Origin of the sequence: Stutzerimonas stutzeri, assembly GCF_002909485.1 — a bacterium.
GTDB classification, from domain to species: Bacteria; Pseudomonadota; Gammaproteobacteria; order Pseudomonadales; family Pseudomonadaceae; genus Stutzerimonas; species Stutzerimonas stutzeri_AH.
In genome coordinates, this window is the sequence record NZ_PPXG01000005.1 from 366,123 (window position 1) to 391,308 (window position 25,186).

Here is a 25,186-nt window from a genome sequence, read left to right on the forward strand (position 1 = left end):
GGTGTATCGAGGCGCTGTCGTACCTCAATAACCGCGGCTGAGGTCCGCCAGATCACTTAGCGGCTGACCATCGAGCAGCGCCTGCAGGTTTCGCGCGACGATTCGCGCCGCACTGCGCGTGTCCGTTACTGCTGCTACGTGTGGCAATACGGTCACCCGAGGGTGGCGCCAGAACGAGTGGTCCGCCGGTAGCGGTTCGCTGCGAAACACGTCAAGCACGGCATGGCCGACCTGACCGCTGTCGAGAGCATGCAACAGATCGGCCTCCACGACATGCCCGCCGCGCGCCAGATTGACCAATCCGGCACCGGCCTGAAGGGTATCGAAGAAGCGTCGGTCCAGCAGGGCGGCGGTTTGCGCGGTCAAGGGCAGCAGGTTGATCACGACGTCGCTGCGTGCCAGCAGTGGCCACAGCGCGTCCATGCCGTGCTCCAGCGGGATGCCTTCGACGGTACCGCCATGCAGCTTCCAACCCGTCACCCGGTAGCCCTGTGCAAGCAATCGGCTGGCGCACGCGCGGCCCATTTGGCCCATGCCCAGAAGCGTCACCTGAATCTCGTCGGCGCGTCGCTGCGGTAACGGCTGCCAGGTGCAGTTCAGTTGCTGCTGCGCATAGTCATAGAACCTTCGATGCAGAGACAGCGTTGCCCACAGCGCGGTTTCCGCCATGGCCGCGCTCATTGCCGGGTCTACCATGCGTGCAACGGGCACATCCGGCAAGGTCGGGTCGAGCAGCAGCCGATCCACGCCGGCCCACAACGATTGGATCAGGCGCAGCTTGGGCAGGCCCTGTAATGAGCCCAGAGCCGGATTGGCCACCACTGCCACATCGATCCGCTCAGCGTTTTGCGCTGTGCGTGTCAGATGCCAGTCGGCGTTGGGAAAGGCGTCTCGCAGTTCCTTGAGCCAGGCATCGCGCTCACCATCGTCGAAGTTGCCACTGAGCAGTATATCCATGCGGGTAGTTGCCTCGTTTCGTCCTGCGCGGAACTGTACCTAGTTGCACAGCCTCTGAATATGCAAGTAGCGGAGCACGCTCGGGCGTGATTCCGGCCTGTTCACAAGCCTAAGGAGAACATCATGGAATTGCCCAATAAAGACCTCGGCACCCTGTTCGAGCAGCTCGGCCTGGAGTCCGATCCGGCCAGTATTGACGCCTTCATCGGCAAGCATGGCCCATTGCCGGACGATGTTCGCTTGGCAGATGCGCCATTCTGGAGTGAGTCGCAGCGCGCGCTGCTGCGCGACGAGTGGGCGGAAGATGCGGAGTGGGCGCCAATCGTCGATGAACTGAACGTGCGCATGCACGAAAGCTGATCACCTGCACGGGCTGCGGCGCTCGCCGCAGGCCGCTGTCTCGTAAGCTTTCGAGGTTTGAAAGCTAATGGTACTGGCTAGATCAGTCGAGCAAGTCAGCCGGTACATCCCCGCCGTTTTCGGCGAGCTTCTTCAGCACTGTCTTGTGCAGCCACATGTTCATTTGTGCGGAATCGCCCATCTTTTCTGCCGGGCAGCCCAGTTCCGTGGCGAGTTCCTTGCGCGCTGTCAGGCTGCTATCCAGACCCAGCAATTTCAACAGGTCGACGATCGATGTACGCCAGTTGAGTTTTTCCGGGTGGTTGCCAGCCATGCCGTCGAGTTTGGCCGCTACATCTACCTGATCGACGGCCGGCGCCGCTGGCGCGCCTGCTCCGCCTGTCGATGCCTCCGGTGGGGTAGTGGGAGCGGTGGTGTCGGCAGCCGCGTGCGCGCTGCCGAGGCCGATCTTTTCAAGAATCGAGTTGAACAAGCCCATGGAAGTCTCCTGTCTGCATGAATGATGAGCCGTGGCCCACAGATTAGGACCGCTGGCGTCTTTATTCGTCGCGTGCCCAGCGACTACTGATCCACCGGTTGCCAGGCCTTCAGTCGGTTACGCCGCAGGTCTGGTGACCAACCACATAGACGGACTCCATCATGCGATGCACTTGAATATGGCGAGCCTTGTGCCCGGCGTCCCTCGTGCTGTAACCGAGGCATGTCTAAAATGCCGCTTTTGCCTCAGGAGGCCATCATGAGCGAGCCGACCTACCACGACCTCGATATCGACGCCCGCTATGCCTGCGCCAAAACCCTCGCACTGGAAGCCGCTCAGCTGGGCATGGAGTTCTACCGGCAGCGCGAGACGCTGAATGTGGAGCACAAGGGCAACGACCGTCAGGACGTGGTCAGCATCGCCGACAAGAGCATTGAGGATTTCATTCGTGTGCGTCTGGCAGAACAGTTCCCTCAGGATGGTTTTCTCGGGGAGGAGAGTGGCTCGACTGACCTCAAGGCTCGTTGCGTCTGGGTGATTGATCCCATCGACGGCACCGCCTGCTTCGTCAATGGCTTGCACAACTGGTGCGTGTCCATAGGCCTACTGGTCGACGGTGAGCCTCATGTCGGCGCGATCGCTGACCCGAACCATGACGAGCTGTTCCACGGCTGCCGGGGACGGGGCGCTTACGTCAACGAGAAACCACTCAAGGCCAGCGCTGCACTGCATGTTCGCGAAGGGCTGACCGGTGCGGGCACCTTTCATCCGCGCGGCAAGGAGCATTTCATTCCGTTTCTGCAGAAGCTTCTTGACGAAGGCGGCATGTTTATTCGCAATGGCTCGGGGGCGCTGATGACAGCCTACGTCGCTGCAGGTCGGCTGATTGGTTATTACGAAACCGAGCTCAAAAGCTGGGACTGTCTGGCCGGGCTGGTGCTGGTGGCCGAGGCGGGCGGGCTGCGCAATGATTTCTTCCGCAACGACGGGTTGCTCAAGGGCAACCCCTATCTGGTGGCTGCGCCCGGTGTATACCGGCAGTTGGCAGGGTTGATCGGCCCCTCGCTGGATACCTGAGCCTTTGCGTTCGTCGATCAGCGTGGACCGGTCGCTACGTGAGGCGCAGCCTGTGCTATACCGTTCTGACGCACTGGGGCCGATGAAGCGGCTCGCATTTACAGGGGAGGGAAACAATCGGCTGAACATCAGGCTGGAGCCATCTGCTCGATCTGATGCGGCCCGCACAGAGAGAGGTAACGACGATGACCATGATGCAATGCACCCACCGCGACCACCTCATAACCGCTGAGGTGATGGAATATCCCGGCACCCCTACACCCTGGGCGGGTGGCTGTCGGATCACTGACCCCGCCGGGCAGGTGACCCGCCGCATGCCACTTCCGCTCGAGCACGCCTTCATGGCCGAGCTGGAAAAGGCTCAGCGATTGTCCATCGCCCACGGCAAATGGCTGGTGGATCAGCATCTCGACCATGGGCGACAGCTTTTTCAGCAAGCGGCGTAGCGATACCTGATGTCTTCTCTATTTATATTGCGCCGGGTGTTTTCACCCGGCGCCTTTTAGTTCGGCCCGGCTGTATCGGTCACCTGCATACAAGTAGTAGGTCCCATCGCGTAAAAACTCATTTTTCGGCCGCGCACAGATCTATCCAGCTTCACGTCGGCAACGGTAGCGATCCGGCTAAGTTTCGGATAGCAAAGCGAAAATTACGCGCTGCAAAGACAACTTCGGCGACATCTTGCCCGTTGCTTAATAAGTAAAAGGGTGGCATAGCTATCGGCAAGCCACCCGAAAGGGCGGTGCTCATAAGCGGAAGTAAGGACGACTTATGCAAATCCAGGTTCATAGCGATAACCACATCGAAGGCAGTGCCCGTCTGGCTGATTGGGTCAGTGCCAGTGTCGCCAGCAAGCTGGACCGGTACGACGACGAGCTGACTCGTGTGGTCGTACATCTCAACGACGAAAATGGCGACAAGGCCGGCGCTCAAGACAAGCGCTGCCAGATCGAGGCGCGGCCGAAGGGCCTGCAGCCGATCTCCGTCACTCACAAGGCCGAATCGCTGGAATTGGCCGTCGATGGCGCAGTCGAAAAACTGAACAATGCGCTTGCTCACCAGTTCGGCAAGTTGCGTAGCAAGCGCCCGGGCGCTCAGCCGCAAATGATCGACGGCGCCGTAGCGGGTCGCGATGCGCTGCTTGAGGAAGATTTCCTGGCGGACGAGCAGGTTCGCAACTCATAAGCCTTCGGCAAGGGCTTTCCGAAAGGAAGGCCCTTCGCGCACATCAGTGCAGCAGTTCCGGCGGAATGCTGCCTCCGTTCTCAGCTAATTTCTTCATTACCGCCCGGTGCAGCCACATGTTCATCTGCGCCGAGTCCGCCATATCTGTAGCTGGGCAACCAAGCTCCGTAGCAAGCTCTCGCCGCGCTTCCATGCTGCTGTCCAGTCCAAGCAGTTTCAGTAAATCGACGATCGAGGTGCGCCAGTTGAGCGCCTCCGGGTGCTGCGCAGCCTTGGCCTCCAATTGTGCCACTACGTCGACGCCGCCTGCAGTGGTCGCCGATTGATTCAGGTCCTTATGTGGCGCGATGGTTGCGTTATCGGTGGTGGTGGGCCTGTCGCTCAGGGTGATGCCTTCGGCGCTCGAATGCGTGGCGTCAGCCGGAGGTACATCGGCTTTGCGTTGCGCCTCGTTGGAGACATCGCTCAAACCGAGCTTGGCCTTGATCGAATCGAAAAGTCCCATGTCCTTTCTCCGTGCTGTGGATGTATTTGTTCGACAGCACCGCATAACAGACCATTCGCTTCCGCATGTCGGGTCGTCAGGCATTACAGCTTGGACATCAGCCGTTTTCCAGCCAGGTGCTTGCCTCAGTTTCCTGATGCAGATCGAAGGCCTTGATAGTCAGCCCGGGGATCAGTGCACCTTCTACTTCACTGGCCTTGCGCAGCCACTCCTTGCCGGCGACCACCGCGCAGCGGTCGAAGCGTCGAATGAAACGGAACAGTTGTGGTAACCGGGACAGCTCAACACCGACTGCGCCGAGCGTAGGCAGATCGAAGTCGCCGATTCGGTAAAGCATTCGGCCATGGCTGATGCCTTCGGACTTGAACAGCAGGTCATCCAGCGCCGCGCGCATGGCTTGGCTGTCCAGCTTGCCGGAAAAGTCGATATCGATGCGGTTTTCGCCTCTGCGCGATACCTGGAACATGAGCAGACCCTCGTTTGGTCGGTTTTTGCGAGCGGCTCCTCGCGTTCACCTGACCATAGCCGTTGCGTCGCGCTCCAGCCAAAAAATGGTCGTTTCCTCAGTTTTTTTTGATCTGCATCAGCATGTGACTTGCATGTCCGTGTGCAATGAAAAACTGCGTGGGACCTCGTAATTGCTGAGTTTCGCCATAGGTGATCAGCGGTATCAAGTTGCACTGGCTGCCGCCGAGAACAGAGCAAGTGCAGCGCCATCCTGCGGTGGCAACGCTTTCTTTTCCTGCAGTTGGATACCTCAATGACCAGCACCTTGGCGAATGTCATCCAGTCCATATTGCGCGGACTGGGTCTGCGTACCATCAACCAGCAATTCTTTTTTTCCTACAGTCTTATCTTCTTTTGCGCTGCGCTCACAGCCGGCGTGCTGTTCATGTCCGCCAAGGATGCCAGCCAGATCGACATGGCCGGCGCACAGCGCATGCTCAGCCAGAAAATGATGAAGGAAGCACTTCTGGCGGCTGAAGGCATCGGTGGCCCGGCGGAGGTCGACAAAACTATCCAGCGCTTCGAGCAGTCGCACCGCTTGTTGATGGTCGGTGATCGTGCACAGGGCATTGCCCCGATGGAACTGGCCAGCGCCAAGCCGCACCTGCAGCGTGTCGATCAGATCTGGCAGCGCTATCGTCCCGCCGTGCAGGCGCTGGCCGCAGGCCAGAACGCCGATCTGAAGGCAATTGCCAACGACTCCAACGACATTCTCGCTGCCGCCAACGAAGTGGTGTCGCTGATCTCTGCCGAGACAAACCGCAGCGCTTCCCAGCAGCTCTGGGTCGCCTTGGGCTCGACCCTGTGCATTCTGCTGCTGGTCATTCTTGGTCGCATTGCCGGTATGAACTGGCTGATGGTGCAAATTGACGAGCTGCGTGGTCGGCTGGAAAAAGTCAGTCAGGGCGATTTCTCCTCACCGTTGCAGGTGCGTCACGCCGATGATGAGATGGGCATGATCACCCTGGCCTACAACCGCCTGCTGGGGCAGGTCGGGGAGATGATCAAGGGCGTTCGCCTGGCCGCTGACGAAGCCGACGTCCAGTGCGTTCGCATGGCGAGTCTGGCTGGAGACAGTGCACGTAACGTGGAAGGGCAGCAGGCTGAGATCGATCAGGTGGCGACCGCCATGAACGAAATGCTCGCTACTTCCCAGGAGGTGGCGCGTAGCACCGTGGAGGCAGCCAATGCGGCGGATGTCGCCGAACAGGAAACCAACTCCGGCAGCGCTGTGATGAACGATTCGGTCGGTGCTATCCGAACCCTGAGTGGTCATGTGGACAGCCTCTCCGATGTCATGCAGCAGCTGGTGCAGGACAGCCATGAGATCGGCAAGGTGCTCAACGTGATCAGCGGCATCGCCGAGCAGACCAATCTGCTGGCACTCAATGCGGCCATCGAAGCAGCCCGCGCTGGCGAGCAGGGCCGCGGTTTCGCGGTGGTTGCCGACGAAGTACGCAGCCTGGCCAGCCGCACTCAGAGTTCGGCCAAGGAAGTCAGCGTTCTGGTCGAGCGCCTGCAGACTCAGGCCGGACGCGCAGGTGAGGCCATGGATGCGTCGCGCCAGAGCAGCTCGATTACGCTCACCCAGATCGAAGCGGCCCAGCACGCGTTGGGCCAGATCGTGGGGGCGGTGCAGACCATTCGCGGCATGACCAATCAGATCGCCACCGCTGCCGAAGAACAGTCGCACGTTGCCGAGGACATGAACCAGTCGCTGACGCGCATCGCTCAGGTCGCCGATCAGGCCGCCGGTGTAACTCAGGACACGGCAGCGTCGGGCAATACCATCATGCAGAGCATGAAAGGCCTCAAGTCACTGACCGGGCGTTTTCGTCTCGAAGCGTGATCAGTCGGGGGATGATTCGGGAAGGTGCTGCTGGTAGAGAGCGCCTGCTCGGCATGGAGAGAGGGCTGCGCGTCCCCGCACAATGAGTGCGGGGACGGAGGGATCAGTCCTGGCGGCTGGTTACTTCCAGCAGGTGATAACCGAACTGCGTCTTTACCGGACCCTGCACGACATTGATCGGGGCGCTGAACACGACAGTGTCGAATTCCTTGACCATCTGGCCGGGGCCGAACGAACCCAGGTCGCCGCCCTGACGGCTGGACGGACAGGTGGAGTTATCCTTGGCAACCTGAGCGAAGTCAGCGCCGCCTTCGATGGCCGATTTCAGTTCGTTGCACTTTTCTTCGGTGGGAACCAGGATGTGGCGGGCAGTGGCTCGAGCCATGGGGTGTACTCCTCTGGGAAAGCTGCGAGCCTACCGGAATTGCTCTGCGATTCAAACGCTGCTGGTGCCCGCTTATCCTGGCTGCGGTCTTCTTTCTCTCGTACTGATTCGGTCATGATCCCGTCATCGCCACTGGCTAGCGTGAGCCAGAGCCACCCATGTGCGTGGCATTTCTCCCGCCTACCGGAAGCCCGCGATGACCGACGATATGCGCAGCTCGCACGATGTCTACCAACACCTGCTGCACGAGTTTCAGGACAGCCTTGACGAAGAGCTGGAAATGGAACTGGACGACGCGCGTATGGATGCGCTGATCCCGCACGAAAGCGTGCCGCAGCCCTCCGAGTCGGGCCTTTCGCGGCGGGCCTACTTCTCCGAACTGCTACGCCTGCAGGGTGAGCTGGTCAAACTGCAGGACTGGATCGTGCACAACAAGCTGCGCGTGGTCGTGCTCTTCGAGGGGCGCGATGCGGCGGGGAAGGGCGGTGTCATCAAGCGCGTCACTCAGCGTCTCAATCCGCGCATCTGCAGGGTGTCGGCCTTGCCTGCACCGAATGACCGCGAGCGCACCCAATGGTATTTCCAGCGCTACGTCTCGCATCTGCCAGCCGCCGGTGAGATGGTCCTGTTCGACCGTAGCTGGTACAACCGCGCCGGTGTCGAAAAGGTGATGGGTTTCTGCACCGATGACGAATACGAGGAGTTCTTCCGCTCGGCTCCGGAGTTCGAGCGGATGCTGGTGCGCTCGGGAATCATCCTGATCAAGTACTGGTTCTCCATCTCTGACGAGGAGCAGAACCGGCGCTTCCTGGCGCGCATTCACGATCCGCTCAAGCAGTGGAAGCTAAGTCCAATGGACCTCGAATCCCGCCGCCGCTGGGAGGCATATACTCGCGCCAAGGAGATCATGCTCGAGCGCACGCATAACGCTGATGCACCCTGGTGGATCGTCGAGGCGGACGACAAGAAGCGCGCACGCCTCAATTGCATCACCCATCTGCTGAGCCAGCTGCCCTACGGGGAGGTGGAACGCGCCCCGGTGAAGCTGCCTGAGCGCGTCTACAACGCCGATTACCTACGTAATCCAGTGCCGAACACGATGATCGTACCGGCGATCTACTAAACGGCCAGCTGGAGCGCTTCGCGTTAATCGGGTTCGGACGGATTCGCTGGCGGCGTTAGCTTCAAGGCCGCCAGGCTTTCGCGATAGCGCTCGCTGTCGAGGGGCATGAAGCCGGTGAAGTGAATCCAGCCGGGCAAGCCTTCCAGATAGTGTTCGACGAAAGCCTCGGTGACGGGTTTACGCAGCAGGCTCTGCTCGTTCACATAGAGGAACAGCGGGCGCGTCAGGGGCTGGTACTGCGCTTGGCTGACGGTGGCAAGGGTGGGGTAGACCGGGCCTTTGCCATTATCCACGGCGAGCAACTTCAGTTCGTCCCAGTGCCGGTGGTAGGCGCCGATGCCGAAGAAGCCAAGCGCGTCGGATTCGCTGGCGATGCCGGCGGCCAGTTCCTCTTCGTTCTCACTGGCGGTGTAGTCCTGGCGGCTGCGGTGGGTCGTGCCGACGATCTCTCTGGTAAAGACGTCATAGGTGCCCGAGTCCTGCCCGCGGCCGAACAGCTTCACCGGACGATCGGGCCACTCTGGGCGTATCTGGTTCCATCGAGTGATCTTGCTTTCTGCGGCAGGCGCCCAGAGCTTTTTCAGTTCGTCGACCGAGATGTCCTTCGCCCAGTCATTGCGCGGGTGCGCCACTACGGCAATGGCGTCCATCGCCAGTGGTATCTCGCGGTAGCGGACCCCGTTCTTCGCGCACAGCGCCTGTTCATTCTCGTTTATCACGCGGGATGCATCGTTTATATCCGTCTCGCCAGCACAGAAGCGGCGAAAGCCCGCAGTCGTTCCCGAGAAGGCAACATCAATCGGGTGGCCCTGGCGGGCACGTAGAAACCGTCGTACCGCTTCCTGCGTCAACGGATAGACGGTGCTGGAACCGTCGATAAGCAGCCCACTGCTTGTCGCCTCATCCGCGTGCACGAACGGGCTGAGGGCAAGCTGCAAGCCGAGTGCGATGCGCAGTAGCAGATGAGGCTGGGGTTTGACGTGCATGCTGCGTTCCTCTGCTTGGCTCAAGGCTTTGGTTTCAACCATTCATGTTTTAGCGAGTTCCAGAACACTTGCAGGCTGTTGAAGCGGGTGTCGACGGCATTGATGTAGTCATCCAGTCGATCGATTTCCCGGTGCTGCGCTTTCTGCTCCTGTGCATCTATCTGGTTGAGTTGAGCTTCGAGCTCGTTGAGCGATTCGCGCAGTTCGCGGATGCGGTTTTCGGTCTGGACACGACGTTCTCTATGCATGGGATGGCCCTCCGGGCTGGGTCAGAGTTGGCTACCACCGATCATCAGCAGAGGCAGGCCGAAGAACACGCCGCCAATGTACGCGCCGACATACAGTTTGCTGCGCTGCGCAAGGTCCGCGAGGTGCGTAGCGATGGCTGGTGGAATTCCACGCAGAAAGGGCACCACATAGATGAAGAAAATGCCGAACAGGTTGAACAGCAGATGCACCAGCGCGATCTGCATGGCCAGTTCTGCGGTGGGGCCGGAGATCGCCGTAGCAGCCAGCAGGGCCGTGACGCAGGTGCCGATGTTGGTGCCCAGTGTGAACGGATAGACCTGCTTGAGGGTGAAGACGCCGGTGCCTGCAAGCGGCACGATCAAAGCGGTTGTGGTCGAGGAAGACTGAACCAATACCGTGATGATGGCTCCCGATGCAATGCCCGAAACCGGGCCACGCCCAACGCTGGCGTGCATGATGTCTTTGGCGCGGCCGACCATGACCTTGCGCAGCACCTTGCCGATCGCCTGCACGACGAAGAGGATCAGGCCGATCCCAATGATGATCAGCGCGACGCCTGCCCAAACCTTACTCGGCAGCCAGGCGACACTGGATTCGAGCAGCTCGCTGGCCGGTGAGAGCAGGGTCTTCATGAAGTTCACGCTCTTCATATCGACACTGGTGCTGTCACTAACAAGCACCCCGGCGAGGGCCTCGGACAGGCGCTGCAGCGGATGGAACAGCAGTTCCAGCGGCAGCAGGATGGCCACCGCAGTAATGTTGAAGGCGTCGTGCACGGTCGCCGCGGCGAACGCTCGATGAAACTCCGTGCCGCTGCGGATGTGACCCAGGCTGACGATGGTACTGGTCAACGAGGTGCCGATATTGGCGCCCATGATCAGCGGGATCGCGATAGGAATCGGCAGCCCACCCGCGACCATGCCCACGATGATCGATGTCACGGTGCTCGAACTCTGGATCAGCGCGGTGGCTGCGAGCCCGATCATCAGACCCACGAATGGGTTGGTGGCAAAGGCGAACAGCTCTTTCGCGTTGTCACCGGTGGCAGCCTTGAAGCCGTCGCCGATTGCGCCCACCGCTGCCAATAGCAGGTAGATCAGCGTGACCACCAATAGCCAGGACATCCATTGGCGTGTAACGGGTGTGGATTTGTCGGCTAGGGCACCGGTATTGATCGTCATCAGGCAACTCCCGCAAGCATGTCAGTCGCTCGACGGTGTGCTTCAGCTGTGAATGCTTGATGACCGCAGCGGTGACAGCGGACGAATGGCGCCCCGGGCTTAGTCGATGCGCACTCCACGGGACGTGTCGAGATGGCCCTGAGCTGATGACCAGAGCCCGCCAGAGACGGGCTTGTATTTGTAGGCTTTAGGCGGCGTCGCTGCTGTGTTCTGGCTCGGCGACGGGGCGCTCTTCCAGATAGCGTTGCAGGCCCGCTATTTCAGGTTCGCTGAACGCCAGGCCCAGCTTGGTGCGGCGCCAGAGGATGTCATCCACCCGAGTTGCCCACTCCTCGCGACGCAGGTACTCCACCTCCTGCGCATACAGCTGCTGCCCAAGGTCTTCGCCCAGTGCCTCGAGTGAGCGCGCGTCGCCCAGCATGCGCCATACACGATTGCCGTAGAGGGTTGCCCAGCGCTTGGCCAGCGGCAGTTTGAGTCCCTGTATTTTGGCCACCAGTTCTTCGGCGAGTGCATCGGCGGTACTCATGCCCTCGCCGCCGGGTAGCGCAGCTTGCGCCGTCCAGCTATCTCCCATGCCTGGAAAGAATGGCTTGAGCTGCGCCATCGCTGATTCAGCCAGCTTGCGGTAGGTGGTCAGCTTGCCGCCAAATACCGAGAGCAGCGGCGCCTGTTTTTCTTCCGCCGCCAACGACAGCGTGTAGTCCCGGGTGACTGCGGAGGGGTTGTCCGACTCGTCGTCACACAACGGCCTGACGCCGGCAAAGGTATGCACGATATCCCGGGGGGCGAGCTGCTTGCGGAAGTGGGTGTTGGAGACTCCCAGCACATAGGCAATCTCTTCTTCGCTGATGCTTACCTTGGCAGGGTCACCGTGATATTCGCGGTCCGTAGTGCCGATCATGGTGTAGCGATCCAGATAGGGGATGGCGAAGACGATGCGCCGATCCTCGTTCTGCATGATGTAGGCCTGCTCACCTTCGTACAGCTTGGGCACGATGATGTGGCTGCCCTGGATCAGGCGGATGCCGTAGGGTGAGCGCTGCTGCAGATTTTCCCCAATGAACTGCGCTACCCACGGCCCGGCCGCGTTGACCAGCGCCTTGGCACGCAGTGAGAACCGACTGCCATCTTCGCGCTGCAGTTCAACATGCCAGATGCCGCCAGCGCGCTTGGCGCTGAGGCATTGCGTGCGCGTATGGATATGCGCACCTTTTTCCCGTGCGGCCATGGCGTTGAGCACCACCAGCCGGGCGTCGTCGACCCAGCAATCTGAGTACTCGAATCCACGAGTGATCGCGGGTTTGAGCGGGCTCTCCTTGCCGAAGCGCAGGCCCCGGGACGCTGGTAGCTTCTTGCGCATACCCAGGTTGTCGTAGAGAAACAGACCGGCACGGATCATCCAGGCCGGGCGCAGGTGAGGGCGGTGGGGCAGTACGAAGCGCATCGGCTTGACGATATGCGGCGCCTTGGCCAGTAGCACTTCTCGCTCGGCGAGTGCTTCGCGGACGAGGCGGAATTCGTAGTGTTCCAGATAGCGCAGCCCACCATGGATGAGCTTGCTGCTGGCTGATGACGTGTGGCTGGCCAGATCGTCACGTTCGCAAAGGAACACCGACAAACCGCGACCGGCTGCGTCGGCCGCGATACCGACACCATTGATACCGCCGCCGATTACGGCGACGTCATAAAGCTCGGAGACGGGCTGGGCAGAATGGGGCACGGGCTTCTCCTCAGAAACGAAGGGTATGTTCGGTTTTGAACATGCTATTCGTAAAAGAATCCATGCGAAAGCAAAAATGTTCGAAAATAGCTAAAAAAGAAAATATTCGAACTTTGCGTGCTGCTGATTGATTGCCGCTGTTTGGCTGCAGTGTCGGTTCTCATAACGCCGTCCGGCCAGGTTTCGTCTGCCCGGAAGCGGCCGAATTCGTTACAGGCGGCTTTCGTCGCGAAAAATGTAGAAGCGGTGCCCAGACTGAATCGCGGTCAAGACTCGACGCTCCGCGAGCGTCCCTGCAGGTTCGGCACGATCTAGTGTGGGAGCGGACTTGTCCGCGAATAACGCGCCGCCAGATTACTCGGCGATCTCCAGCTGCACCTTGTGGTGGGCGAGCAGCTCGGAGAAGACCTCCGATGGCGGCGAGTCGGTGAACAGGCAGTCGATCTGCTCCAGTGAACCCAGGCGCGTCATGGCGCTGCGGCCGAACTTGCTGGAGTCTGCAGCCAGGAAAACCTTGCGCGCGTTGTGGATGATTGCCTGGGAGACCCGTACTTCCTGGTAGTCGAAGTCGAGCAGGGTGCCGTCCTCGTCGATACCGCTGATGCCGATCAATGCGAAGTCGACCTTGAACTGGCTGATGAAGTCGGCGGTGGCCTGACCCACCACGCCACCATCGCTGCGCACGTTGCCGCCGGCGATCAGCACGTCGAAGTCTTCCTTGGTACTGAGAATGCTCGCCACGTGCAGATCGTTGGTGATGATCTTCAGGTCGCGATGGTTGAGCAGGGCCTGGGCAATCGCCTCGGTGGTGGTGCCGATGTTGATGAACAGCGAAGCCTGATCGGGAATCCGCGCTGCCATCGCCGCTGCGATGCGCAGCTTCTCGTCGCGCATCTGATGTGCACGCTGGCTGTAGGCGGTGTTCTGTACGCTGGAGTCGTATGCCGCGCCACCGTGGTACCGCCGGAGCAGGCCGGCGTCGCCGAGCTGGTTGATATCCCGGCGGATGGTTTGCGGGGTGACGGCGAAATGCCGGGCAAGCTCATCGATGCTGACATAACCGCGCTCGCGCACGAGTTCCAGAATGTTCTGCTGTCGGGGCGCCAGGCTCATGAGGCTTCCTTATTCGCTGTTGTGCGGGAAGCATGCCGTAGTCTGGCGTTCGATTAAAGCGCCGATTGTTCGAATTCGCGCATGCCGCGCCCGCTTCCGAATGATCGGATGGGCGGGCGCTGGCCGCTTTCGATCAGTCCTCAGCCCAGTTGCGCGTGCGGTCGACAGCCTTCTGCCAGCCCCGATAGAGCGCTTCGCGCTGTTCGCTTCCGCACGCCGGTTCGAATACGCGCTCGATGCTGCTCTTGCTGCGCAGCTCGTCGAGATCGCTCCAGAAACCGGTCGCCAATCCTGCCAGGTACGCGGCGCCCAGCGCGGTGGTTTCCTTCATCTGCGGGCGTTCGACCTGGGTGCCGAGCATATCGGCCTGGAATTGCATGAGGAAGTTGTTGGCCACCGCACCGCCATCCACGCGCAAGGCGCGCAGCCGCTCGCCGGCGTCCTGCTGCATGGCATCGAGCACGTCGCGAGTCTGGTAAGCGATGGATTCCAGCGCCGCACGGATCAGGTGATCGACCTTGACCCCGCGGGTCAGGCCGAACAGCGCGCCGCGGGCGCGAGGGTCCCAATAGGGTGCGCCAAGACCGGTAAATGCCGGCACCAGATAGATGCCGTTGCTGTCCGGCACTTTGGTGGCGAAGTACTCCGAATCCAGTGATTCGTTGAGCACCTTGAGCTCGTCGCGCAACCACTGCACGGTGGAGCCGCCATTGAAGATGGCGCCTTCCAGCGCGTAGTTCACTTCGCCACGCGGGCCGCAGGCGATGGTGGTCAGCAGCCCATGTTCGGATTGCACGGCCTTGGTGCCGGTGTTCATCAACAGGAAGCAGCCGGTGCCGTAGGTGTTCTTCGCCTGGCCTGGCTCGACACACATCTGGCCGAACAGAGCAGCTTGCTGGTCCCCGGCGATACCGGCGATGGGGATGCCGGTGCTCTGGCCCGAGCCCAGGTAGGCGTGACCATAAACCTCGGAGGACGAGCGCACCTCCGGCAGCATCTCGCGTGGGATATCCAGGGTTTCCAGCATCACCGGGTCCCAGTCCAGCTTGTGGATATCGAACAGCATGGTGCGCGAGGCGTTGGTGTAGTCGGTGACATGGGCCTTGCCCTGGGTCATCTTCCAGATCAGCCAGCAGTCGACGGTGCCGAACAGCAGTTCGCCGCGGCGGGCACGTTCACGGCTGCCCTCGACGTGGTCGAGAATCCACTTGATCTTGGTGCCGGAGAAGTAGGGGTCGATCACCAGGCCCGTCGTTTTGCGGATGTGATCTTCCATGCCGTCGCGCTTGAGCTGATCGCAGATCGGCGTGCTCTGGCGGCTCTGCCAGACGATGGCGTTATAGATCGGTCGGCCGGTGATCTTGTCCCAGACGATGGCCGTTTCGCGCTGGTTGGTGATGCCGATCGCCGCCACCTGCTCGTTGGTGATGCCAGCCTGGGCCAGGGCTTCGACGAATACACCGCTCTGGGTGGCCCAGATCTCCATGGGGTCATGCTCGACCCAGCTCGGCTGCGGATAGATTTGCGCGAACTCACGCTGGGCGATGGTTACCACGTTGGCATTGCGATCCAGCACGATGGCGCGGGAGCTGGTGGTGCCCTGGTCGAGGGCGACGATGAATTGCTTGTTCTGATTGCTCATGACGACGTTTCCTTAGCGAACTTTACTGACATCGGGCTGGGCGGAGCCCATTTCGGCAGTGGCCTTTCCCTTGGGTTGCGGTGCATCGCAGGCGGCCGAGCCAACTCCGGGCAAATGCCGGCAGATCAGCGCCTTGTAACCTGCAGCGCCCAGACAGGCGCCGAGAATCGGGGCAAAAATCGGAACCAGAAAATACGGAATGTCCTTCCCGCCAGTGAAGGCCACGTCGCCCCAGCCTGCAAAGAAGGTCATCAGCTTAGGCCCGAAATCCCGAGCTGGATTCATCGCGAAGCCGGTTAGCGGGCCCATCGCACCACCGATGACGGCGATCAGCAGGCCGATCAGTAGGGGGGCCAGCGGGCCGCTTGGCAAGCCGTTGCCGTCGTCGGTGATGGCCATGATCATCGCCAGCAGGATCGCCGTGATCACCACCTCCACCAGGAATGCCTGGCCGAACGACAGCGAAGCGTGCGGGTAGGTGGAGAAGATCGAAGCGAGTTCGAGGCTTTCAACGCTGCCGCGAACCATCTGCTGAGCCTGTTCGAAATCGAAGAACAGGCTGCTATACAGCCCGTATACCAGTGCGGCAGAACAGAAGGCGCCGGCCACCTGCGCCAGGATGTAGGCCGGCACACGGTGCCGTTCGAAGGTGCCGAACAGCCACAATGCGATGGTGACAGCCGGGTTCAGATGCGCACCGGATACGCCGGCGGCAAGGTACACCGCCATCGAAACGCCGATGCCCCAGATGATGCTGATTTCCCATAGCCCCAGATCGGCACCGCCGAGCTTGAGCGCTGCAACGCAGCCGGTGCCGAAGAAGATGAGAAGGGCAGTGCCGAGAAATTCGGCGATGCACTGTCCCTTGAGCGTAGGGACGATGGGCGTACTCATGCGCGGAGCCTCGTTCGTTTGTTTTTGTTTTATTCCGAGCACTGCATTCGTTCGGAATTGTTCGGAAACGAAAACTTAGAGGCAAAAAAAGCAACTGTCAAAGTAAAAATTCGAACATTTTGCCGAGCATCAAGCGGAACAAACTGCGCCGAGCGCTGTCTGGCAATGGCCGGAATACTATGTTCGTCGACCGGCAGGAGCGCCTCACAGGCCGCCGTACGAGGGCCTAGCGCCGACGTCGCCAAAGGCGCCAGCCGAGCAGCAGGTCGTCAGCCATGGGCACGAGCGCCAGTGCCAGTAGCAGCGCGGCTAGCGGGACGGTGGAGAGAGAGCCGAAGTGTTTGAAGCCGACCGCGCCGGTCAATCCGCCAATGAAGAAGCTCGTCACCATCATCAGGTTGATACGCAGGCGCTGCCGGTTGGCTCGGACCGGTGGCATGTCGTCATGACGACTGCGGTTGAAGTAGATCAGGCGCCCCAGTTCGATACCGATGTCGGTCACCATCCCGGTGATGTGGGTGGTGCGGACCTCGGCGTTGGAGAGCTTGGTGATGATCGCGTTCTGCAGACCCATGATGAAACACAGCAGCACCACGGTCAGCGGCACGAAGAAACCCTGGACGCTCATCAGGCGTGCACCGAGGATGCCGAACAACAGCAACAGTGCAGCTTCCAGGGCCAGCGGAAGCGCGTACTGGCTGTGCAGCCGCCGACGGCGGGAGAAGTTGATCATCAACGTCGAACACATTGCGCCGAGGATGAACGAGAGCAGCGCGCCGAAACCGGCGAGCACCAGGTCAGTGGCGCCCATGGCCAGATTGTCGGCCATTGCCGAAACGATGCCGGTCATGTGCGAGGTGTATTGCTGAATCGCGAGATACCCGCCGGCATTGGCTGCCCCGGCAATGAATGCCAGACAGACGCCCAGCTGGCGGTTGCTTTGCGTGGAGCGTCGGCGATCAGTCAGGCGGCGGGCGTAGTTGATCGGCATGGTTGGCTCGTGCTCGGAAGCAAAGCGGCGATTATGAGCGCAAGGCGCCGCTGAAACCTACATGCACTCAGCGTCGCCGGACAGCCTTGCGACCGCTGTTGCGTCGCGCTACCTGCGGCTTGCGTTGGCGCGATAGCTCGCGGGTGATGGCGTCGTTGAGCAGCTTGCGCGCCGCCTCGCCATCGTCGTGCTCCGGGAAGTGCTCGGGCAGGCTGCGGGCCAGGTGCAGATAGGTTTCCACCACGTGCAAGGTGCTTTCCAGGCTGGCCAGATCAGCGCCGAGCAGAAGCTTGGGCATCGGGATGGCGTGACCTTCGGCGACTCGCTTGATCCAGCGCTGGGCATGTTGACTGGCCGGACTGTCGAAGCCGCCGCGGATCGGCGTGCAGGCGAACGTCCAGCGCAGCCAGAGCGGAATCTTCGGGTCGTCGATCAGCTCGATCCATTCGGCCAGTTCGTCTGGCAGTACCGAGATGAATGCCTCGCCGTAGTTTATGTTGCGGTTGAAGGTCAGCCAGGCACGCAGCAGGCTCGGCTCGCCCATCAGTTCGGAAATCGCCGAGAGATGGTCGATCGATGGGCGCACCTGGAACTGGCTCAGGTCCACGGGGGCATCCGGGCTGTGGAACAGACGCCGGATGGACTTGAGCGTCTGTGGATCGAGCGCGGTGATCTCACCGCTGTCGTGATGGCCGAAGCGCCCGGCGCGGCCACCGATCTGCTTGACCTCCTGTACCTTGAGCTGACGATTCTGGATGCCGTCGTACTTTTCGTCCGTATAGAAGCACAGCGTATGCGCCGGCAGGTTGAGGCCCATGCCGACCGCGTCGGTGGCAACCATGATGTCCGCCTCGCCTTCGCGAAAGCGCCGCGCCTGTTCGCGGCGCACCTCGGGCGAGAGCGCGCCGTAGACCACCGACACGCTTTTACCGGCGCCTTCGAGCATGCCCTTGAGTTCCAGCACCAGCTTGCGACTGAAGGCCACAAGCAGCGAGCCGGGTTCCAGATGCGCAAGCGTTGTGGCGTGGCGGGCAACCTCCACAGGCGAAAGACGCTTGGTGCGCTGCACCACCAGCCTGTCCTCACACAGGTCGCAAAGGGTACGCAGCGAGGGTTCGATCAGCGCTGGCCCGGTCATCATCAGCTGCGGCGTGTGCGCGCTGACCAGGGCATCGACCCAGGCCCAGCCGCGTTGCGGGTCAGCCATCATCTGCACTTCATCTACCACCACCACATCCCAATGCTGATGGCGGAAACGGGCGAACTCTTCCACGGTGCAGCAGAAGTGCGTGGCGCCTTCGCGGATGATTTCCTCCTCGCCGGTCACAAGTGAGCAGGGCACGCCCATCGCCTCGATGCGCTCCTGGTTTTCCAACGCCATCAGGCGCAGCGGCGATAGGTAGATGCCATGCTCGGCCGCAGCCATCGCCTCGATGGAGCGGTGTGTTTTGCCGCTGTTGGTGGGGCCGAGCAGGGCGGTCCAGCGTCGTGTCAGGCGGCGGGCAGGGTAAAGCTTGTGGTAGTGGACGAAGCGCGGGTTGTTTTCCAGGAGCACGGCAAACGCCATTTTCTCCTCGTGCTCGCGGCGGGCAGCACGGATTGCCTTGCGCATGCGTCCAGGCTCGAGGGTAAGCAGTTCGGTAAGGCGCTTATGCCCGAGCTGCTGCAGGTCGAAATCGTCGGCGAGCTCGAGCATGCGGTCAAATGTGGCCTGCAGCTCTTCGCGATCCTTTCGTTTCCATGCCTCGACTTCGGCATTCGTGAGCAGGTGATCCTGGCCTGCGGGGATGCGCCGCTGCAATTCGAGCGTCAGACTGCCGTGCTGCAACGGCACCACGTAGCGCAACTCGTGGCGGATCTCGTTGAGCGTCGCAACGGCATGCGGCAGAAACTCATCGACCCGCGACAGCTCCGGTCGGATGCGCGCCAGGCAGCGTTGTCGATCGTCTTCATCCATTTCGGCGAAGGAGCGCTCGAGCACCTGCAAGCGAGCGCGGATATAGGCCTGTACCGCCTGTCTCAGATTGCCAGCGAAGTCGTCGCGCTGCGGACTATCTTCCAGACGCATCGCCCAGTCAGGTTCCAGAAGATGGAGCGGCGAGCCCAGGCTGAAGGTCTTCTCGCTGCCGAACACATCCACGCTGCAGTGGATCTCGCCGAGGTCACGACTGACAACTCGATCGACCAGATCGTCGGCGGCAGGCGCGGCCAGCAATTCGTCCACCGCCGCCTCATGCAGCCCCAGCCAGAATGCTTTCGCCGCGCGCCCGAGCCCCGGGACGGGGTAGCCGGTATAGGGGGTGAACCACTTTTCCTGATGGTGTTTCTTGGCGATGAAATCCGGATACCGGGCCGTCGCCCAGTCGATAAAGCGCGCCAGACGCTCAAGCCTGACGGATTTGAATTGCTTGCCCCCAGCCTTTGCCATGATCGACGCCTTTGCTGATCAGTATTCTTTTACGACTCGCTAGGCGGCCATTTGCTCGGTCGCCCGCTTGAATGGTCGGTGATTATAGGGGGTGGCGTCGTGGTTTCGCGTCGACCTGGGAGTCGAGCGTGACGGCAATCAAGAAAGTACCCTGTTCGCTTTTATGGCTGTTGGCCATTACCCATTGATGCCCTATAGTGCGCGCCGCAATGGATGGCCAACAGCCCGGTAGTACGGGCTGGATGAGAGCTATCGATTTTCGATGGGCAACAAGGGATCTACAAATGAACGCCAAACACTTACTGGCCGTAACCGTTACTGCCGCACTGCTTTCCGCCTGCACCGCGACCACCTCGCTGCGCTCCACCGATCCGGAGCTGGCAATCAAGATCAACCAGGACGCGCCGCTGGTCCTTAAGAATCCCGTCAGCAAGACCTACAAGGCCACCAGCTTCGGCCAGTACCGCTTCCGTGCCGAGAAGCCGGGCATGGAGCCGATGTATGGTCTGATTCCGCTCAAGTTCAACAGCGGCTACCTGGTTGCAGACATCCTGTTCTTCGCTCCTGCAGCGTTCTACAACCTGCGTGAGGTTTACCCGTTCTACGAATTCGACGTAGAGAAAAACGAGGTTCGCTACAAGAAGAATGCGGCTGACCAGTGGACCGTGTACAAGCCGACGCCAGCAGAAGTCGCTCGCGCTCAGGCGTATTTCGCCAACTGATAGCACCCCGGCAGCCTTTGCGCCCGACGGCGTAAAGGCCCGCTGTATTCAACGTCCGCGCTCTACCGCATCACTGTCGCCCTCGCGACTGTCCTCCAGCCGCAACTTCAGGCTGCGCACTTCATCGGTAAGCATCTCCACCTGTATCAGCAGCCGCTGTAACGTTTCGCGGTCGGCGAGTTGCCCACGGTTGTCTTCTTCATTCCTGTCGGCGACGAACAGCGAGCCGATATACGCCGCGAAACTGCCGAACAGACCGACCCCGGAGACCATCAACAGCACCGCGACGATACGGCCCTGAGTGGTGACCGGGTAGAAGTCGCCATAGCCGACCGTGGTCACGGTGACGAATGCCCACCACAGCGCTTCTTCCGGGGTGTTGATCGAACTCTCGGGGTTGGGCGCTTCCACCAGCAACATGGTGAGTGCGCCGAACGCCACAAGCAGCATGGTCGCCGTGGCAGCGGAGGCGACGATACGTTCGGCGCGGTTGCGGAACAGGATTCGCCATATCAGCCGCAGCGATTTTATCGCCCGCAGCACCCGCAAGATCTGAAAAGCGCGGAACAGCTTGGCTGCCTGCAACCCACTGGCCGGGACACTGGCCAGCAGGTCGATCCAGCCCCAGCGCATGAATCGCAGCTTGTTTTCGGCCTGTTGCAGGCGCATCCAGAAATCGATGAAGAAAAAGACGCACACAATGTTGTCCAGATACCCGAGTAGTGTCGATATGTCTTCGGGAAGGTCGAGCACCAGATCGGCCACCAACGCACCGATCACATAAGCGGACAACACAAGAATGAGTATCTGAAACGGCGTGACGGAGCGTTGCTTCATGGATGGACCGTGCGTGCTTGGGGTACGGGCAGCGCGCAAGTCTAAAGCACATGGCCAGCTTGTGCTGACAGCCTGAGTGAAGGGGATGCCGATGAAGTCCAGTCAGAGCATTGCCGTTGGTTGCGCAGGGTGGAGTTTGCCGCGTGAATCATGGCCGGCGTTCCCGCGTGAGGGCACGCACCTGCAACGCTACGGTAATCAATTTTCTGCAGTGGAAATCAATACCTCGTTCTATCGCCCCCATCGTCCGGCAACCTATCGCAGGTGGGCCGCGAGCGTGCCCGACGGCTTCGGTTTCTGCGTCAAGCTGCCCCGGCAGATCAGCCATGAACAGCGACTGCGTGAGTGCGACGAGGCGCTCGACCGTTTTCTTGGCGAAGCGGGCGAGCTTGGCGACAAGCTCGGGTGCCTGTTGCTGCAGTTGCCGCCATCGCTGGCCTTCGACTCGGCGGTGACGGAGGACTTCTTCATGGCTGTGCGCAAGCGCTACGACGGCGCACTGGTACTCGAACCACGGCATGCCAGCTGGCTGGATGCCGATCAGCAGCTCGAGCGCTGGCGTGTCGCACGGGTGGCGGCGGACCCTTCGCCGATTCCGGGAGGTGACCGGCCGGGTGGTTGGGCGGGTATGCGTTACTACCGGCTGCACGGCTCGCCACGTATCTACCATTCGGCCTATTCGACCGAATGGCTGGGGCGCTTGGCCGAGCAACTGCGCGGGTGCGTGCTGTCAGGTACGCGGTGCTGGTGCATCTTCGACAACACCGCCAGCGGCGCTGCAACCGAAAACGCACTGGCGTTGCAGGCGATGTTGGGTGATTGAGATGGCCGCCTCGGCTCAGCGCGGGATGATGCGCACTCGGCCTGCAGTGTTGTCGCGCCGCGCGGCTTTTTCGTTTTCGGCTCGGCCAGGAATCGAGCCTGCATCCTGGCCGCGATCCGGCGTCGCGCTGCCGTCCAGTTCGCGCTCATCGACGCTGATTGAAGTGGCATCCGGGTAGCCGGTGGTCAACGTCTCGGTGCTGGCGGTCACCGGCGTGGCATCGTCGTCGCCCCACTTGGCACTGCGCTCGTCGATATCGATGGCACCGTTGCGCTCCATGACTCGTTCGACGGTGGATACCCGGCTGTCGTCTTCAAGCGTTACGGTCACGATGGTCGACCCGCGGCGGGCCGCTTCGGGGTACCGGCCGGCATGCTTGCTTGATCCGTCGCCGAAGACCTTGTGAAAGAAGCTGCCGATCTTGTCCGCCACCGTTGCATCTTCATCCGGCTCCTCGCCGGCCACTTCCACGCGGCTGCTGTCGACGGTTTCGGTGTTGAAGGATGCCGATATCTGGATGTCATCGCTGGACACCCCTTCGCCCACGAGTTCGGCTTTGACTTGCTCTGCTTCGGCGTAGCGGTCAAAGGCCGCAATGAGAATCTGGGTCATGACTTCACCTTTTCATATGCAGACTGGCTGCGGTGGGTGTGCGTGGCGGGCGCCTGGACCGGTAGCGGTCAACGCATAGGTACTGACTGTTTGGCGTGACAACCTTGGCGATGGTTCCGTGCGCGCTCATTTCCCGATGCTTCAGGCCGGGGTGGGCAAGTTCGAATTTCAGTGAAATACCTGCTGCGATTGAGCCGATTGATAATGCTCTTTTGAAGTGCTTATTTAAGTGGAATGCACCACTTGCTTGCGTGGCACTAATAGTTGCACTGAAAACACTTTTTAACTGTGCCGGTACAATTCGAACTGTTCCGTTAATTTCCATCGTTATTTCGTTTTGGTGTAATTGGATAGTTGCTTCGTTGGTCTTGAAATGCCCGTTCCAGAGCTTCTGGCGCGCTGATTGCTAAGTACGAATTGCCTAGGTAAACCGGAAGTGAGATCCGCTTCCATCCCCCTGCTGTTTGATCAACAGTCGGCACGCTTAGTTATGCAGATTTCAAGGATTTAACATCGTGGAAAGTTACGCTGTAAGCAGACGTACACTTTTGCAGTGGATTGGCAAGACGGCAGGTGCGGCTACCATGTACCAGGCAATGACCTCGCTTGGCTTTGCCGCCGAAACCCATCACAACGAGCAGTTCGCCCTCAGCGGCGCACCAAAGGGCGCGTCTGTACTTGTGCTGGGCGCCGGACTCGCTGGAATGACGGCGGCTTACGAGCTTCGCCGTGCCGGCTACAAGGTCAAGGTGCTTGAGTACAACGCCAAGGCTGGCGGGCGCTGCTGGTCCCTGCGCGGAGGCGACCGTTACACCGAGCTGGGTGGTGCGACCCAGGAATGCCGTTTCGATGAAGGCAACTACCTAAATCCCGGTCCCTGGCGCATTCCTTATCACCATCATGCTGTTCTGGCTTACTGCAAGCGTTTCGGGGTGAAGCTCGAACCCTTCATTCAGGTCAATTACAACGCGCTGGTGCACTCCACCGACGCCTTCGGCGGCAAGCCGAAGCGTCACCGCGAAGTGCAGGCCGATTTTCAGGGACATGTCGCTGAGCTGTTGGGCAAGGCTGTCAATCAGGGCGCGTTGGACCAGAGCCTGACCGTGGAAGATCGCGAGAAGCTATTCGAGTCGCTGCGCGCGTGGGGTGCGCTCGACCACGACGGCAATTACCGAAAAAATATGGAATCGAGCCTGCGCCGCGGCTTTGCAGTCGATGCAGGGGGCGGGTTGATGCCATTGGCCGAGCCATCGGAGCCTATCGACCGGCAGGCGCTGATCGATTCTGGGCTGTGGAAAAAACTGATCGACGGGCAGGAATACGAGTATCAGAGCAGCATCTTCCAGCCGGTCGGTGGCATGGACATGATTGCCAAGGCCTTCGAGCGTGAAACGGGGGAGATGATTCGCTACGGTTCCAAGGTCACGCGCATCGACCAGAACGAGCAGGGCGTTACCGTGACCTACAAGAACAGCCACGGCAGCGGCGAAACGATGCAGGACAAAGCCGACTGGTGCGTTTGCACACTGCCGCTGTCGATCCTGAGCCAGATCCCCGTAAGCGTCAGCCAATCCATGCAGGATGCGATCCGCGCCGTGCCCTATGACTCCTCCGTAAAGATCGGCTTGCAGTTCAATCGTCGGTTCTGGGAAGAAGACGAGCACATTTACGGTGGCATCAGCTACACCAACACCCCCATCGAGAAGATCAGCTATCCCAGCACCGACTACGGGAAAAGTGGCAAGGCAGTGCTACTGGGCGCCTATGTCTGGGGCCCCAATGCCTACGAATTCACCGCTATGTCTCCTGAACAGCGTGTGAAAAAAGCCGTCGAGTACGGCGCACTGCTGCACGCGCAATATCCCGATGAGTTCGATAACGGCATCGCCGTTGGCTGGCACCGCGTGCCTTGGGCGCAGGGATGCTACGGCATGTGGAGCGAAGACAGCCGTGAGAAGCATTACCGCAATCTGTGCCAGATCGATGGCCGCATCGTTCTGGCCGGTGAGCATGCGTCCTACATCCCGGCGTGGATGGAAGGGGCGATTCTGTCCTCGCTCGATGCAATCAAGCGCCTTCACACCCACGCCGTCGCCACGCAGCGAGCTGCCTGAGCCATGAGGAGAAGCATCATGTCGATATTCAACCCAGGCCTGGTGGCAGCGATCAGCCTTCTGGCTGCGACCGTCGCGACGGCTCCCGCTTCGGCGGCGAATCCGCCACCTTTTTCCAAGGGCGAAACCTTCGAGGAGACAACCGGGGAGGATCTGTTCAACGGTATCTGCCAGGGCTGTCACATGGAAGGCGGACAGGGCGCGATGGGAGCTGGTGCCTACCCTGCGCTCAAAGGCAATCCGCGCGTCGCGTCAGCGGCCTACCCGATCTACATGGTGGTGAACGGCCAGGGCGGTATGCCCAGCTTCAAGGACTATCTCAGTGATCAGCAGATCGCCGAGGTGGTGAATTATGTCCGTACTCACTTCGACAACAACTTCCCCGACGCCGTCAGCGTCGAGGACGTGCGCAAGATCAGCCTGCGCTAGAGCCCGAATATCAACC

27 protein-coding genes are annotated in these 25,186 nt (G+C 60.7%); 10 read left to right on the forward strand and 17 right to left on the reverse strand.

Translation table 11 applies throughout. The features are described 5' to 3' along the window. Positions 1 to 24 precede the first annotated feature (24 nt). Entirely contained in the window at positions 25 to 957 is a 933-nt protein-coding gene (locus CXK91_RS14440) for a 2-hydroxyacid dehydrogenase (RefSeq protein ID WP_103456811.1), read from the reverse strand. A 123-nt stretch (positions 958 to 1,080) separates the two neighbouring features. Here CXK91_RS14440 and CXK91_RS14445 point away from each other — a divergent pair, with 123 nt between their 5' ends. Continuing rightward, positions 1,081 to 1,317, forward strand: a complete 237-nt coding sequence (locus CXK91_RS14445) for a DUF2789 domain-containing protein (protein WP_103456812.1) — start codon at positions 1,081 to 1,083, stop codon at positions 1,315 to 1,317. A gap of 82 nt (positions 1,318 to 1,399) precedes the next feature. Here the strand turns inward: CXK91_RS14445 and CXK91_RS14450 are convergent, their stop codons facing one another. Continuing rightward, positions 1,400 to 1,795: a DUF3597 domain-containing protein gene (locus CXK91_RS14450; RefSeq protein WP_103456813.1), complete on the reverse strand. Its 396-nt coding sequence runs from the start codon at positions 1,793 to 1,795 to the stop codon at positions 1,400 to 1,402. 258 nt (positions 1,796 to 2,053) lie between these two features. On the opposite strand from CXK91_RS14450, the gene CXK91_RS14455 reads away from it, so the two are divergent. From CXK91_RS14455 to CXK91_RS14465, 3 genes are all read left to right on the forward strand, one after another. Then, positions 2,054 to 2,872: an inositol monophosphatase family protein gene (locus tag CXK91_RS14455; RefSeq protein ID WP_103456814.1), complete on the forward strand. Its 819-nt coding sequence runs from the start codon at positions 2,054 to 2,056 to the stop codon at positions 2,870 to 2,872. Between the two features lie 185 nt (positions 2,873 to 3,057). Beyond that, positions 3,058 to 3,318, forward strand: coding sequence for a hypothetical protein (locus CXK91_RS14460; protein WP_103456907.1), 261 nt, complete (start codon positions 3,058 to 3,060; stop codon positions 3,316 to 3,318). Between the two features lie 325 nt (positions 3,319 to 3,643). Beyond that, on the forward strand, positions 3,644 to 4,057 hold the full coding sequence (locus CXK91_RS14465) for an HPF/RaiA family ribosome-associated protein (RefSeq protein ID WP_103456815.1): 414 nt from the start codon (positions 3,644 to 3,646) through the stop codon (positions 4,055 to 4,057). 43 nt (positions 4,058 to 4,100) lie between these two features. Here the strand turns inward: CXK91_RS14465 and CXK91_RS14470 are convergent, their stop codons facing one another. Further along, positions 4,101 to 4,562, reverse strand: coding sequence for a DUF3597 domain-containing protein (locus tag CXK91_RS14470; RefSeq protein WP_103456816.1), 462 nt, complete (start codon positions 4,560 to 4,562; stop codon positions 4,101 to 4,103). A 97-nt stretch (positions 4,563 to 4,659) separates the two neighbouring features. After that, positions 4,660 to 5,028 (reverse strand): STAS/SEC14 domain-containing protein, encoded by a 369-nt coding sequence (locus CXK91_RS14475; protein WP_103456817.1) that lies wholly within the window; start codon positions 5,026 to 5,028, stop codon positions 4,660 to 4,662. Between the two features lie 294 nt (positions 5,029 to 5,322). On the opposite strand from CXK91_RS14475, the gene CXK91_RS14480 reads away from it, so the two are divergent. Then, positions 5,323 to 6,918, forward strand: coding sequence for a methyl-accepting chemotaxis protein (locus CXK91_RS14480; RefSeq protein WP_103456818.1), 1,596 nt, complete (start codon positions 5,323 to 5,325; stop codon positions 6,916 to 6,918). A 103-nt stretch (positions 6,919 to 7,021) separates the two neighbouring features. On the opposite strand, the gene CXK91_RS14485 is transcribed toward CXK91_RS14480, so the two are convergent. Further along, positions 7,022 to 7,303, reverse strand: a complete 282-nt coding sequence (locus tag CXK91_RS14485) for a peptidylprolyl isomerase (RefSeq protein WP_103456819.1) — start codon at positions 7,301 to 7,303, stop codon at positions 7,022 to 7,024. 208 nt (positions 7,304 to 7,511) lie between these two features. On the opposite strand from CXK91_RS14485, the gene ppk2 reads away from it, so the two are divergent. After that, entirely contained in the window at positions 7,512 to 8,426 is a 915-nt protein-coding gene (ppk2, locus tag CXK91_RS14490; RefSeq protein ID WP_423833968.1) for a polyphosphate kinase 2, read from the forward strand. A 23-nt stretch (positions 8,427 to 8,449) separates the two neighbouring features. Here ppk2 and CXK91_RS14495 read toward each other — a convergent pair whose 3' ends face one another. The 9 genes from CXK91_RS14495 to CXK91_RS14535 all read right to left on the reverse strand — a co-directional run bounded on the left by CXK91_RS14495 (position 8,450) and on the right by CXK91_RS14535 (position 19,633). Then, positions 8,450 to 9,412, reverse strand: a complete 963-nt coding sequence (locus CXK91_RS14495; RefSeq protein ID WP_103456821.1) for a PstS family phosphate ABC transporter substrate-binding protein — start codon at positions 9,410 to 9,412, stop codon at positions 8,450 to 8,452. Positions 9,413 to 9,432: 20 nt separating this feature from the next. Next, on the reverse strand, positions 9,433 to 9,660 hold the full coding sequence (locus CXK91_RS14500) for a hypothetical protein (RefSeq protein WP_103456822.1): 228 nt from the start codon (positions 9,658 to 9,660) through the stop codon (positions 9,433 to 9,435). Between the two features lie 21 nt (positions 9,661 to 9,681). Next, positions 9,682 to 10,842: a Na/Pi symporter gene (locus CXK91_RS14505; RefSeq protein ID WP_103456823.1), complete on the reverse strand. Its 1,161-nt coding sequence runs from the start codon at positions 10,840 to 10,842 to the stop codon at positions 9,682 to 9,684. A gap of 187 nt (positions 10,843 to 11,029) precedes the next feature. After that, the gene (gene glpD, locus CXK91_RS14510) at positions 11,030 to 12,565 is read right to left on the reverse strand and encodes a glycerol-3-phosphate dehydrogenase (RefSeq protein WP_103456824.1); all 1,536 of its coding nucleotides are present in this window, start codon (positions 12,563 to 12,565) and stop codon (positions 11,030 to 11,032) included. 354 nt (positions 12,566 to 12,919) lie between these two features. Further along, the gene (locus CXK91_RS14515; RefSeq protein ID WP_103456825.1) at positions 12,920 to 13,678 is read right to left on the reverse strand and encodes a DeoR family transcriptional regulator; all 759 of its coding nucleotides are present in this window, start codon (positions 13,676 to 13,678) and stop codon (positions 12,920 to 12,922) included. A 133-nt stretch (positions 13,679 to 13,811) separates the two neighbouring features. Beyond that, positions 13,812 to 15,320 carry a glycerol kinase GlpK gene (glpK, locus tag CXK91_RS14520; protein ID WP_041013583.1) on the reverse strand — a complete coding sequence of 503 codons (1,509 nt, stop codon included), beginning with the start codon at positions 15,318 to 15,320 and terminating at the stop codon, positions 13,812 to 13,814. A gap of 12 nt (positions 15,321 to 15,332) precedes the next feature. Further along, positions 15,333 to 16,214, reverse strand: a complete 882-nt coding sequence (locus tag CXK91_RS14525) for an MIP/aquaporin family protein (protein WP_103456826.1) — start codon at positions 16,212 to 16,214, stop codon at positions 15,333 to 15,335. Positions 16,215 to 16,440: 226 nt separating this feature from the next. Next, on the reverse strand, positions 16,441 to 17,205 hold the full coding sequence (locus CXK91_RS14530) for a YoaK family protein (protein ID WP_103456827.1): 765 nt from the start codon (positions 17,203 to 17,205) through the stop codon (positions 16,441 to 16,443). 67 nt (positions 17,206 to 17,272) lie between these two features. Beyond that, positions 17,273 to 19,633 carry an SUV3 family DEAD/DEAH box RNA helicase gene (locus tag CXK91_RS14535; protein WP_103456828.1) on the reverse strand — a complete coding sequence of 787 codons (2,361 nt, stop codon included), beginning with the start codon at positions 19,631 to 19,633 and terminating at the stop codon, positions 17,273 to 17,275. A gap of 284 nt (positions 19,634 to 19,917) precedes the next feature. Here CXK91_RS14535 and CXK91_RS14540 point away from each other — a divergent pair, with 284 nt between their 5' ends. After that, positions 19,918 to 20,355, forward strand: a complete 438-nt coding sequence (locus tag CXK91_RS14540; protein ID WP_103456829.1) for a hypothetical protein — start codon at positions 19,918 to 19,920, stop codon at positions 20,353 to 20,355. Positions 20,356 to 20,403: 48 nt separating this feature from the next. Here the strand turns inward: CXK91_RS14540 and CXK91_RS14545 are convergent, their stop codons facing one another. Continuing rightward, a complete protein-coding gene (locus CXK91_RS14545; RefSeq protein ID WP_103456830.1) occupies positions 20,404 to 21,192 on the reverse strand; it encodes an ion transporter in 789 nt (262 codons plus the stop codon). A 91-nt stretch (positions 21,193 to 21,283) separates the two neighbouring features. Here CXK91_RS14545 and CXK91_RS14550 point away from each other — a divergent pair, with 91 nt between their 5' ends. Continuing rightward, complete coding sequence (locus CXK91_RS14550; RefSeq protein WP_103456908.1) at positions 21,284 to 22,015, forward strand: DUF72 domain-containing protein; 732 nt, start codon at positions 21,284 to 21,286, stop codon at positions 22,013 to 22,015. A gap of 15 nt (positions 22,016 to 22,030) precedes the next feature. Here CXK91_RS14550 and CXK91_RS14555 read toward each other — a convergent pair whose 3' ends face one another. After that, on the reverse strand, positions 22,031 to 22,627 hold the full coding sequence (locus CXK91_RS14555) for a hypothetical protein (protein ID WP_103456831.1): 597 nt from the start codon (positions 22,625 to 22,627) through the stop codon (positions 22,031 to 22,033). Positions 22,628 to 22,631: 4 nt separating this feature from the next. Further along, entirely contained in the window at positions 22,632 to 22,952 is a 321-nt protein-coding gene (locus CXK91_RS22615) for a hypothetical protein (RefSeq protein WP_146048131.1), read from the reverse strand. 259 nt (positions 22,953 to 23,211) lie between these two features. On the opposite strand from CXK91_RS22615, the gene CXK91_RS14560 reads away from it, so the two are divergent. Both CXK91_RS14560 and CXK91_RS14565 read left to right on the forward strand, forming a co-directional pair. Beyond that, complete coding sequence (locus CXK91_RS14560; RefSeq protein WP_103456832.1) at positions 23,212 to 24,741, forward strand: flavin monoamine oxidase family protein; 1,530 nt, start codon at positions 23,212 to 23,214, stop codon at positions 24,739 to 24,741. Positions 24,742 to 24,759: 18 nt separating this feature from the next. Continuing rightward, entirely contained in the window at positions 24,760 to 25,170 is a 411-nt protein-coding gene (locus CXK91_RS14565) for a c-type cytochrome (RefSeq protein ID WP_103456833.1), read from the forward strand. Positions 25,171 to 25,186: the final 16 nt, after the last annotated feature.